10 protein-coding genes are annotated in these 12,012 nt (G+C 65.4%); all 10 read left to right on the forward strand.

Features of this window, described 5'->3' with window-relative positions:
- Positions 1–85: 85 nt before the first annotated feature.
- Positions 86–760: a DNA repair protein RadC gene (gene radC / locus DBY63_RS07760; protein ID WP_108582756.1), complete on the forward strand. Its 675-nt coding sequence runs from the start codon at positions 86–88 to the stop codon at positions 758–760.
- A gap of 346 nt (positions 761–1,106) precedes the next feature.
- Positions 1,107–2,636: a type VI secretion system protein TssA gene (gene tssA / locus DBY63_RS07765; protein WP_158541721.1), complete on the forward strand. Its 1,530-nt coding sequence runs from the start codon at positions 1,107–1,109 to the stop codon at positions 2,634–2,636.
- A gap of 29 nt (positions 2,637–2,665) precedes the next feature.
- The gene (gene tssB, locus DBY63_RS07770) at positions 2,666–3,160 is read left to right on the forward strand and encodes a type VI secretion system contractile sheath small subunit (RefSeq protein ID WP_027598639.1); all 495 of its coding nucleotides are present in this window, start codon (positions 2,666–2,668) and stop codon (positions 3,158–3,160) included.
- 14 nt (positions 3,161–3,174) lie between these two features.
- Positions 3,175–4,653 carry a type VI secretion system contractile sheath large subunit gene (tssC, locus tag DBY63_RS07775; protein WP_108582754.1) on the forward strand — a complete coding sequence of 493 codons (1,479 nt, stop codon included), beginning with the start codon at positions 3,175–3,177 and terminating at the stop codon, positions 4,651–4,653.
- A 6-nt stretch (positions 4,654–4,659) separates the two neighbouring features.
- On the forward strand, positions 4,660–5,064 hold the full coding sequence (gene tssE, locus DBY63_RS07780) for a type VI secretion system baseplate subunit TssE (RefSeq protein WP_108582753.1): 405 nt from the start codon (positions 4,660–4,662) through the stop codon (positions 5,062–5,064).
- Between the two features lie 4 nt (positions 5,065–5,068).
- The gene (gene tssF, locus DBY63_RS07785; protein WP_108582752.1) at positions 5,069–6,853 is read left to right on the forward strand and encodes a type VI secretion system baseplate subunit TssF; all 1,785 of its coding nucleotides are present in this window, start codon (positions 5,069–5,071) and stop codon (positions 6,851–6,853) included.
- A complete protein-coding gene (tssG, locus tag DBY63_RS07790; protein WP_108582751.1) occupies positions 6,817–7,827 on the forward strand; it encodes a type VI secretion system baseplate subunit TssG in 1,011 nt (336 codons plus the stop codon). Before tssF ends, tssG begins: the two co-directional genes overlap by 37 nt.
- Before the next feature lie 15 nt (positions 7,828–7,842).
- The gene (gene tssH / locus DBY63_RS07795) at positions 7,843–10,371 is read left to right on the forward strand and encodes a type VI secretion system ATPase TssH (RefSeq protein WP_108582750.1); all 2,529 of its coding nucleotides are present in this window, start codon (positions 7,843–7,845) and stop codon (positions 10,369–10,371) included.
- Positions 10,372–10,394: 23 nt separating this feature from the next.
- A complete protein-coding gene (locus DBY63_RS07800) occupies positions 10,395–11,864 on the forward strand; it encodes a sigma 54-interacting transcriptional regulator (protein ID WP_256326391.1) in 1,470 nt (489 codons plus the stop codon).
- 11 nt (positions 11,865–11,875) lie between these two features.
- Positions 11,876–12,004 (forward strand): type VI secretion protein, encoded by a 129-nt coding sequence (locus tag DBY63_RS07805; protein ID WP_108582749.1) that lies wholly within the window; start codon positions 11,876–11,878, stop codon positions 12,002–12,004.
- The last annotated feature ends 8 nt before the right edge of the window (positions 12,005–12,012 follow it).

Below are 12,012 nucleotides of genomic sequence, written 5' to 3' on the forward strand. Positions count from 1 at the left end.
GAGGCCTGCGCGCACCCGCGAATGATCCGGTTAAGATAGCACAGCGCCTGCAGGACGCAGGCGCCCCGCCAGACAAGGAGCGTCCATGAGCATCAAGGATTGGCCGGCCCAGGAACGGCCGCGGGAGAAACTGCTGGAACAAGGCGCCCAGGCCCTCACCGACGCCGAACTGCTGGCGATCTTCTTGCGCACCGGCGTAGCCGGCAAAAGCGCGGTCGACCTCGCCCGCCAGCTGCTCGGGGAATTCGGCAGCCTCAGAGCCCTGCTGGAGGCCGATCTCGCCGCCTTCAGCGCTCACCTCGGCCTCGGCCCGGCCAAGTTCAGCCAGTTGCAGGCGGTCCTGGAGATGGGCCGCCGCCACCTGGCCGAAGGCCTCAAACGCGACTCGGCTCTGGAAAGCCCGCAGCAGGTCCGCGACTATCTAAAGGCCCGCCTGCGCCACGAACCCCACGAAATCTTCGGCTGCCTGTTCCTCGACACCCGCCACCGGGTGCTGGCCTTCGAAGCCCTGTTCCACGGCACCATCGACGGCGCCAGCGTCTACCCCCGCCAGGTGGTCAAGCGCGCCCTCGCCCACAACGCCGCTGCCGTCATCCTCACCCACAACCACCCTTCCGGCATCGCCGAACCCAGCCAGGCCGACCGTCTGCTCACCACACGACTCAAGGATGCCTTGGCGCTGGTCGATGTGCGGGTGCTGGATCACTTCATCGTGGGGGATGGGGAGCCGCTGTCGATGGCGGAATATGGATGGCTTTAATAGCTTCGCGAACAGGCAAGCCCGGCCCAACTTAAAATATAACTTTATAGTTGTGACTTATCATATCTTTTAAAACTGAAGATGACTGTCAGGTTTTCACAGTTAGTTCGGACAATTTTTGTCACTTCACTAAATAGGCTTATTTTTCATTAAGAATTAAGCAATAAAAATTGGACATAGATCACAATTTTTTGCTACCAAAGCTCATAAAACCGCTCTAGGATGCGCCTCTAGAACATTTTGAGCCAATAGCTGCCCAGCAGCAGGCGAAAAGCTCTCCAGTAATGTTCGTATTAAGAAGTTCAAGGAATAGAACTTCAATCCCGTGAGGTCATGGATGACTTTATTGTCTTCGCTCGCCCAGAACTATATAGCGGTCGCCGATCAACCCATCACCACGGACAACTTCGCCGGGGAAGATCGCCGCTATAGCCCCGAGTTCGAGAGACTCGAAGCGGTCTGTCAGAACACCCAGGCGCTGCATCGCGACGTCATGCCGGACTGGGAGTCCACGGCCGAGCAGGCGACCACCTTTCTGCGTGAGCACTCCAAGGACCTGCGCGTCGCCGTCTGGCTGACCTGGGCCCTGTACTGCACCCGGAACTGGACGGGGCTGGAAGCCGGCCTGGCTCTGCTTGAGCGATTGCTGGAGGCTCACTGGCAGGATCTTTACCCCCGCAAGGAGCGTACTCGCGCCGCGGCGCTCGGTTGGCTCCAGATCCGCCTGGAAGGCGTCTTCGATAACGCCGCCCTGACGACGCTGGAAGCATACTGGCTACAGACCTTCAGTACCCAGCTCGGCCAGTTGGAGGCACTCCTCCAGCCGCGCCTGGGCGAGGCCGCTCCGCTGCTGTTGCCGTTGGTACGTCGCCTCGATGAGCAACGACGTCGCCAGATCCAATCCACCGCTCCAGCGGAGTCGACCATCGCAGCCCTGTCACCTAGCCCGGTCGTGACCGCTCAGGCCCTCCAGGGCCCGCTGGACTCGGACAAGGACGCCCATCGTCTGCTGCGCCAGCTACAGGAAAGCGCCCGCACGCTGAGCGGCTGGTGGCTACGTCAGCGGAGCGGCGACCACCGCGCCCTGCGGCTGAATCGCGCCTTGCTGTGGAGCGGCATCGACAGTCTGCCCGCTCATGATGCCCGGGGTGTCACCGGCTTGCGCGGCCTGCCAGCTGATCGCCTGAGATATTTTCAGGAGTGCCAGGCCGCCGGTGACTTTTCTCTGCTGCTCGGCGAACTGGAGGTCAGCCTGACGCGGGCGCCTTTCTGGCTGGATGGCCAGCGGCTGGCCTGGGAGTGCCTGCAGGCCCTCGGTGCGACAATGAGTTGTCGAGAGATCGAGTGGCCGCTGATGTTGCTGCTGGAACGGCTGCCAGGCCTGGAAGCCCTGGCCTTCCATGACGGGCAACCCTTTGCCGATGCCCAGACCCGCCTCTGGCTGTCCGGTCTGACGGCGGCTAAGGCGACGCAACCCGTCTCCGCCTCAAGCGAGGCGTGCCAGGACAGCTGGAGCGAAGCCCTTGCCGAAGCCCTGGGGGAGTTGCGCGCGAGCGGCCTTAGGAGCGCCGTGCGCCACCTGCGGCAGCGCAGCTGCAGTGCCCAGGGCGAACGCCAGCGCCTGCTGTGGGATCTGGCCAGCGTCCGGTTGCTGATCCAGGCCCGCCAGTTCGAACTGGCACACCTTCAGCTCGCGGCCCTGGATGCCGAACACGGCGCCCTGCTGGCGCACTGGGAGCCGCAACTGGCGCTGGAGATCCTGCAGGCCCGCCGCCAGTGCCTGGAAGCCCTTCCCGCCACCGCCGACAGCCGGATGCAGCTGCAACAGCTGCGTCCGCGACTCTGCCGCCTCGATCTCGAAGCGGCTCTCGACTGAGGCTTGTCCTCATACCCAAGGAGAAACACATGGCCAAAGAAGGCTCGGTTGCCCTGAAAGAACGCATCAACGTCACGGTTCGACCCGCCAGCGGCGGTGCCGAGGAAGAACTCGAACTGCCCCTCAAGCTCATGGTGCTGGGCGATTTCACCCAGCGAGCCGACGACCGCAAGCTCGAAGACCGCAAGCCGGTAGCCGTCGACAAGGACAACTTCGATGAGGTGATGGCCAAGCAGCAGCTGGGCCTGACCCTGGCGGTACCCAATCGCCTGCAGGACGACAGCCAGGACGATCTGGCCGTCCAGCTCGACCTCAAGGCCATGGCCGACTTCAGCCCGGCGCGGCTGGTGCAGCAGGTGCCCGAACTCAAGCAACTGATGGATCTGCGCGATGCCCTGGTGGCGCTCAAGGGGCCGCTCGGCAACGCCCCGGCGTTCCGCAGGGCCATCGAGCAGGTGCTCGCCGATCCGGTCGCCCGGGCCACGGTGCTCGGCGAACTCGGCTTGCCGAATCAAGACGTCTGATCAGGAAGATCATCATGACCGCTACCCTGCTCCCGCAACCCGCTGCCGACGTCGCTGAAGACCGTGGCATCCTCGACCGCATCATCGCCGAGACTCGCCTCGCGCCCCACGACGAGGGCTATGGCGTGGCCAAACGCGGCATCTCCGCCTTTATCGAAGAGCTGCTCAAGCCGCAAAACGCCCAGCAACCGGTCAAGAAGGCACTGGTCGATCGAATGATCGCCGAGATCGACGAGAAGCTCAGCCGCCAGGTCGACGAGATCCTCCACCACGCGGAGTTCCAGTCGCTGGAGGCGGCCTGGCGCGGCCTGCACCTGCTGGTGGAGCGCACCGACTTCCGCGAGAACAACAAGATCGAGATGCTCAACGTCTCCAAGCAGGATCTGCTGGAAGACTTCGAGGATTCGCCGGACATCGTCCAGTCAGGCCTCTACAAGCACGTCTATACCGCCGAATTCGGCCAGTTCGGTGGCGAGCCGGTCGGCGCCATCATCGCCAACTACGACTTCGATCCCACCGCACCGGACATCCGCACTCTGCAACAGGTGGCAGCGGTCTCGGCCATGGCTCATACGCCCTTTATCGCCGCCGCCGGTCCGCGCTTCTTCGGCCTGGAAAGCTTTACCGGTCTGCCCGACCTCAAGGACCTCAAAGATCACTTCGACGGTCCGCAATTCGCCAAGTGGCAGAGTTTCCGCGAGCAGGAAGACGCGCGCTATGTCGGCCTGACCTTGCCGCGCTTCCTGCTACGCACGCCCTACGATCCGGAAGAGAATCCGGTCAAGACCTTTGCCTATCGCGAAAACGTCAGCCGGGACCATGCCCACTACCTCTGGGGCAACACCGCCTACGCCTTCGCCACCCGCCTGACCCACAGCTTCGCCAAGTACCGCTGGTGTCCGAATATCGTCGGTCCGCAAAGCGGCGGCGCGGTGGAAGACCTGCCGCTGCATCACTTCGAGAGCATGGGCGAGATCGAGACCAAGATCCCCACCGAGGTGCTGATCTCCGATCGTCGCGAATACGAGCTGGCCGATGCCGGCTTCATCGCCTTGACCATGCGCAAGGGCAGCGACAATGCCGCCTTCTTTTCCGCCTGTTCGACGCAGAAACCCAAGTTCTATGGCAACAGCGAAGAAGGTCGGGCAGCTGAGCTGAACTACAAGCTGGGTACCCAGCTGCCCTATCTGTTCATCGTCAGCCGCCTGGCCCACTACCTCAAGGTGCTGCAGCGCGAGCAACTGGGTGGCACCAAGGAGCGCACCGACCTCGAGCTGGAACTCAACAAGTGGATCCGTCAGTTCGTCGCCGATCAGGAAAACCCCAGCGCCGAGGTGCGCGGTCGTCGACCGCTGCGTGCCGCCAGCATCCGCGTCAGCGATGTCGAGGGTAATCCGGGCTGGTTCCGCGTGGGCCTGAGCGTGAGACCGCACTTCAAGTACCAGGGCGCCGATTTCACCCTGTCGCTGGTCGGCAAGCTGGACAAGGAGTAACGGCTCATGAGTTACGGCAGTCTGTTCGAACGCCTGGCCGGTCCGGGCAGCGCGCACAGCCGGGGCGCGTCCGCCGACGCCTTGAGCGCCTCGGTGGCCGCCCACCTGGCCAAGATGCTCAGCACCCGTGCCGGCAGCGTCCCGATCCAGGTCGACTACGGACTGCCCGACCTCAATGACTTGCGGCTGTCGCTGCACGACTCGCTACAGCGTGCGCGGCTGGCCATCGAGGCGTTCGTGGCCGCCTACGAGCCGCGCCTGTCCGGTGTGAAGGTGCTGCCGCTGCAGCGGGAAGGCACCACCCTGGCGTTCGCCCTCGAAGGCCAGCTCGAGCTCGACGGCCAGCGGTGCCCCATCCGTTTCACCGCGAGCCTGGATGGCAGCGGCCAGGTCAAGGTCAGCCAGGGATAGGTCCATGTCCTTCAATCACTACTACCAGAGCGAGCTGGCCGAGTTGCGTCAGCTGGGCGCGCGCTTCGCCGAACGCAATCCTGCGCTGGCACCCTTTCTGGGCCAGGCTGGTCAGGATCCAGATGTCGAGCGCCTGCTGGAAGGCTTCGCCTTTCTCACTGGTCGGCTGCGGCAGAAGCTCGACGACGAGTTGCCGGAATTGACCCATTCGCTGCTCAACCTGCTCTGGCCCCATTATCTACGGCCCCTGCCAAGTTGCGCCATCCTCGAATTCGATCCGCTACCAGCACCAGGCGCGGCCATTCAGGTTCCACGTGGAACGGAAGTGGAATCCCGGGCGCTGGACGAGGTGAGCTGCCGCTTTCGAACCTGCTTCACCACCGCCATCCAACCGCTACGCGTGGATGAGCTGAGCCTTGCCCAGCAGGGCAGCGGCGCGCGCCTGACGCTGCGCCTGCAGATCACCGGCAATGGCACCCTGGACACGCTGGACCTGCGTCAGTTGCCGCTGCATCTGGCGGGCGATCGCACGCTTAGTCAGGATCTCTATCTTGCACTGCTGCACAAACTGGACGGCCTGAGCCTGGTACCCCTGGATGCCGAACGCCAGCCGCTGACTGACCTCCAGGGCAGCGAACTCGTCCTGCCGCTCGCTCGCGACCAGGTCCAGCCGCTGGGCTTCGGCGAAGACGAGGCGCTGCTGCCCTATCCACCCAATGCCTTCCGCGGCTATCGCCACCTGCAGGAATATTTCGCCTTTCCGGAGAAATTCCTCTTCGTCTCGATTCAGGGAATGACGAAGCTGAAGCAACTGGCAGACCCGGTGCGCCGCCAGATCCGCGGGCTGGAGGTGCGCTTCGACATCGCCCGGATCGCCCGGCAGCCGCGGCTCCCCAGTCGCGACAACCTGCGCCTGCACTGCGTCCCGGTGGTCAATCTGTTCCGCCATGACGCCCTGCCGATCCGCCTCGACGGCAAGCGCGACGAGTACCCGTTGTTTCCGGCCGGCCACGGCCGCGAACACCTGGGGGTCTTTGCCGTGGAGCGGGTGACCGGCTGGCAACCGGGCGGCCTGGGCCATCGTGACTATCTACCCTTCGAATCCTTTGCCCACGACCTGAGCTTCGGCGGCCAGAGCTGTCGGCCGCACTATGCCGTACGCCAGCGCAGTGCCCTGCTGCACGGCGGCATCGATACCTATCTGGCGTTTGGCGATCCGGGTACCGATCAGGACACCCTGTCCATCGAACTGACCTGCACCAACCAGAACCTGCCCCAGCGCCTGCGCGCCGGTGATCTGTGCCTGCCCACCGAAAATACCCCGGGTGGCCTGGGCTTTCGCAATCTGGCCGCCCCAACTGCCTGTCATGCGCCGGTGCTGTCCGGCAACCGGCTGTGGCAGCTGGTTTCCAATCTATCGCTCAATTATTTGTCGCTCACCGATGTCGCGGCCCTGCGTACGGTGTTGGCCAGTTACGACCTGCCCAGTCAGCACGACCGGCAGGCCGAGCGCATCAGTCACCAGCGCCTAGCCGCCCTGCAGGGCATCAGCCATCGCCCGGTGGATCGCCTCTACCGCGGCCTGCCGATCCGCGGTATCGCCACCCAGCTGGACATGGATGCCAGCGGCTTTCGCAGCGAGGGCGAGCTGTACCTGTTCGCCAGCGTACTCAACGAGTTCTTCGCGCTCTACGCCAGCCTGAATTCCTTCCATCAACTCAGCGTTCGCAGCCTGCAGGGAGAGGTGTATCTATGGACACCGCGCATGGGTCAGCAGCCGCTGATCTGAATCGCTCGGCGCTGTGCCGCGAGATTCGCGAGTACGCGCTTTTCCAGGGTATCGGACAGGTGCTCCTGCAGTTGCAGGGCCTGATGCCGAGTCTCTCGGAGGAGCAGCTCTATGAACGGCTGGAGTTCCATGCCAACCCCAGCCTGGCCTTTCCGGGTAGCGATATCGAGCGCCTGCACTTCGTCGAGGACGCCGATGGGCTGCGCGCCCGCCTGCAACTCAACCTGGGCGCCCTGATGGGCAGCGGTTCGCCGCTGCCGGCTTTCTACAGCGAACAGGCGCTGAGCGATGGCGAACAAGGGCGTACCACCCGCGACTTCCTCGACCTCTTCAATCACCGGCTGCACCGGCTGCTGCTGCAGATCTGGCGCAAGTATCGCTATCACGCCCGCTTCCGAGAGGGCGCGCGTGACGAGTTGTCGGCCCGGCTGTTCAGTCTGATCGGCCTGGGCGACAGCAGCCTGCGCCAGGCGCCGGAGCTGAACTGGAAACGCCTGCTGCCCTATCTCGGCCTGCTCAGCCTCAAGGTGCATTCGGCGACGCTGATCGAAGCGGTGCTGCGCTATTACCTGGAGCAGCCCGAGCTGCAGCTGGAGCAGTGCCTGGAGCGCGCAGTGGTCATTCCCCCAGAACAACGCGCGCATCTCGGGCGGGCCAGCGCCCAGCTCGGAGAGACAGCCGTCCTGGGTGTGCAGGTGCGCGATCGTGGCGGCAAGTTTCGCCTGCACGTGCTCGAACTGGACTGGGAAGCCTTTCATTCATTCCTGCCCGGGGGCAGTCGGTACGCCGCCGTGCGTGCCTTGCTGAATTTCACCCTGCGCGACCAGCTGGACTACGACCTGCGCCTGCATCTGCGGCGGGACGCGTTGCGGCAATGGCGGCTGGAAGCCGCCAGCCCCTGCCGTCTCGGCTGGACCACCTGGCTCGGCCTCGGCCGAGCCAAGGGTCAGGTCACCCTGGCCTGCCACCGTTAATCAAGGACGATCAACATGCTCACCCTGGACCTGAACCTCCTTATCAACAGCCTTTCCGTGACCGCGCGCCAGGACCTGGAACAGGCGGCGCAGCGCTGCGTCCGTCGAGGCGGCCGGCACATCCTGATCGAAGACCTGCTGGCGGTCCTGCTGGAATCCCGCGACGGACTGCTCACTCGCGCGCTGAAAGCGGCTGACCTGGACCCGGTGGATTTCGCCGCGACGCTGCAGCCGCGCCAGGGCAATGGAGAAGGCGGCGACCCGGTCTTCGATCCTGCACTGCTGCTGTGGCTGCAGGATGCCGTGCTGCTCGCCCGTCTCGAACTGGAACGGGCTGAGACCGATAGCGCCGCCCTGCTGCTGGCGTTGTTGCGCCATCCCGAGCGGCTATTGGGCACAGGTTACGGTCGCCTGCTGGAGCGGGTGGATGCCGCGCAGCTCCTGGACTTCGTCAGGGCTCAGCGGCCCGAGGGGCCACCGGTCATCAGCGAGTCCCCTCTGGACCGCTTCACCCATGACCTCAGCGGCCAGGCCCGTGCCGGGCGCCTGGATCCGGTGCTGGGCCGCGAGGCCGAGATCCGGCAACTGGTGGACATCCTCTCGCGGCGGCGCAAGAACAATCCCCTCGTGGTAGGCGAAGCCGGCGTTGGCAAGACCGCCATCGTCGAGGGGCTGGCGCTGCGCATCGCGGCAGGCGAGGTGCCCGACAGTCTGCGCCGGGTGGAAATACGCAGTCTCGATCTCGGGTTGCTGCAGGCCGGCGCCAGCGTCAAGGGCGAATTCGAACGCCGCCTGCAAGGTGTGATCGATGCCGTACGCCAGGCACCGTACCCCATCATCCTGTTCATCGACGAGGCTCATACCCTGATCGGTGCGGGTGGCCAGCCCGGGGGCTCGGACGCGGCCAATCTGCTCAAACCTGCCCTGGCGCGCGGCGAGCTGCGCACCATCGCCGCCACCACCTGGGGCGAGTACCGGAAGTACTTCGAAAAGGACCCGGCCCTGGCGCGGCGCTTCCAGCCGGTAAGGCTGGACGAATTCGACGTCGCCACCGCCATCACCGTCCTGCGTGGGTTGGCGCCGACCTATGCCGAGGGCCATGGCGTTTATCTGCGCGACGATGCGGTGGTGGCCGCCGCCGAGCTGGCCGCCCGCTATCTGAGCGGGCGCCAGTTGCCGGACAAGGCCGTGGATGTGCTCGACACCTGCTGCGCCCGGGTGCGTATCAGCCTGGCCAGCCCGCCTCCGGCCCTGGATGCCTTGAGCGCACGCCTGGCCGCTACCGAGCGCACGCTCTCCGCCACCCGCCGCGATGCCGATCTCGGTCTGCCCGTCGCGCCCGGCCATCTGGATAGCCTTACCGCCCTGCGGGACGCCGAGCACCTGGCAGCCACTGCGCTGCAGGCCGACTGGGAACGCCAGCGGGAGCTGGCCGAGCGCATCCTGACCCTGCGTACGGCCTCGGTCAGCGCTGCGCTGGCAGCGACCCAGGCAGAGCTGGAGCAGCTGCAACGCCAGCATGGGCGCCTGGTCAACCTGGAGGTCTGCCCGCACCTCGTGGCGGAGGTGATCGCGGCCTGGACCGGCCTCCCGGTCGACCAACTCGCCCGTCGCCATGACCAGCGCCTGGCCCGCTTTGCCAGCGATCTACGCGGACGCCTGCGTGGCCAGGAGCAGGCGGTGGTCGCCCTGGATCGCGCCCTGCGCGCAGCCGCGGTGGGTCTGAACGCTCCCGAGGCGCCGGTCGGCGTCTTCCTGCTGGTCGGCCCCAGCGGGGTCGGCAAGACCGAGACCGCCCTGGCGCTGGCCGAGTTGCTCTATGGCGGAGAGCGCTTTCTCACCACTCTCAACCTGTCGGAATTCGCGGAAAAACATAGCGTGTCGCGCCTGATCGGCGCACCGCCCGGCTATGTCGGCCATGGCGAAGGAGGTCTGCTCACCGAGGTCGTGCGCCGCCAGCCCTATTCGGTGGTCTTGCTGGATGAAGTGGAAAAGGCGGATCCCGAGGTACTCAACCTCTTCTACCAGATCTTCGACCGTGGCCAGGCCACCGACAGCGAGGGCCGGCAGATCGACTTCCGCAACGTGCTCTTTCTGCTGACCTCCAATCTGGCCAGCGGCGAGATCCAGCGGTTGTGCGCCGACGTACGTCCGGACGTGGCCCAACTGACCGAGGCGATTCGCCCCACCCTGACAGGCCACTTCAAGCCTGCCCTGCTGGCGCGGATGCGCGTGGTGCCCTACTACCCGCTAGATGCCGAGCTGCTGCGTGAGCTGATCGTGCTCAAGCTCGAACGACTCGGCGTCCGGCTGGCCGCCCGCCAGGTCGCCTTCAGCTATGCCCCGGCCCTACTGGAGGACCTGGCGGCACGTTGCTTGGACGCCGACAGTGGTGCTCGCCGGATCGACCTACTCCTGGAGCAGCGAGTGCTGCCGCTGCTTACCGACCAGTTGCTCGACGCCCTCGCCCGTGGTCAGACGCCAGGGCGGCTGCACCTCACCTGCAACGACCAGGGTGATTTCCGCTGTGAGGTGGCGGCATGATCCCGTCCCCCGCGCCAGAAGCCATGCTGCCCCTGTTCATCGCGCTCGGCCAGCACGAAGACCCCGCCCAACTCGCCCTCGGCCTGGTGGAAGGCATCCAGCGTCTGGCCCGGCTCGACCTGGTGCAGTACTACCGTCTGGACGCCACTCATACCCAACTGGTGTGCCTGGCACAAAGTCTGGACAGCACCGCCGCCATGGCCGGTAACGCCCTGCCGCTGGAGCAGGAGAGTCTGCTGCACTACTGCCTTTCGCAGAATCGCAGCCTGCACCTGCGTGAGCTGGACCCGCTGCTGCACACCACTACCTTCCTGCCTGGCGACGGCTGGCGCAGCCTTGGTTGCCTACCCCTGACTGGCCCGTCGGGCAGCGTCGAGGGTCTGCTGGTACAGGCCAGCCGCTGCCGCCGCGAACTGGAAACCCATGCAGAGGTACTGACACCGCTCGGATGCTTCGCCCTGGCGCAGAGCCAGCTGCTAGAGCGCGCCCAGACTCAGCCATTGGGCGCCGTAACGGAAAGGCCAACGTCACCGGCAGTGGGCGATGGCTTCGGCATGCTTGGCGATAGCGGCGCCATGCGGCAGGTCCATCGCTTGATCGGCAAGATACTGCACAGCCCCATCACCGTGCTGCTGACCGGTGAAACCGGCACCGGCAAGGAACTGGTGGCTCGGGCCATCCACGAACGGGGCTCGCGACGGACCCAGCCCTTCGTGGTGCAGAACTGCGCGGCGCTGCCCGAGCACCTGCTGGAAAGCGAGCTCTTCGGCTATCGCAAGGGCGCCTTTACCGGTGCCGAGCGCGATCGCGCCGGTCTGTTCGATGCGGCCAATGGCGGCACCCTGTTTCTCGACGAGATCGGTGATATGCCGCTGACCTTACAGGCCAAGCTGCTGCGCGTGCTGCAGGAAGGCGAGGTCCGCCCGCTGGGTAGTGCCGAAACCCACAGGGTCGACGTACGCATCGTTGCGGCGACCCATCGTCAACTGGTGCGGCTGGTCGAGCAGGGCACCTTTCGTGAGGATCTCTACTATCGCCTCACTCACTTTCCCATTCAGCTGCCGCCCCTGCGCGAGCGCGGCGAGGACCTGCCGCTGCTGGCCCGGCACTTCGCCGACCAGGCCTGCGCATGCCTGCAGCGGTCACGTTGTCGCTGGTCCAGCGCCGCCCTGGACCTGCTGGCGGGCTATGCCTTTCCCGGCAATGTCCGCGAACTCAAGGGGCTGGTGGAGCGCGCCGTCCTGTTGTGCGACGGCAACGAGCTGTTGCCCGAACACTTTGCCATCCGCTCCGCCGCCCTGACCGGCAATGCCGGCAGCCTGACCTTGCGTGAGCGCCTGGATCAGCTCGAACGCGGCCTGCTGATGGACTGCCTGCGCAAGAACCGCGGCAACCAGACCCAAACTGCCCAGGAATTGGGACTGCCGCGCCGCACCCTGCTCTATCGCCTGCAGCGACTGAGCATCCGCAGCGCCGATCTGCAACTTTCCTAGAGGAACGCCCCATGCCTGCGCTACTTCGCTCCCTGTTGCTGCTGACGTTGCTCGCCATGGCCGCCTGCACCTCGTCGCCCGGGGATCTGCAGGACTATCGCCCCCTGGGCGAACCCCAGACACCCCACCGCCTCACCTAGGACAGGAC

The organism is Pseudomonas sp. RIT411 (assembly GCF_003057735.2).
In the GTDB taxonomy this organism is placed as follows: Bacteria; Pseudomonadota; Gammaproteobacteria; order Pseudomonadales; family Pseudomonadaceae; genus Chryseomonas; species Chryseomonas oryzihabitans.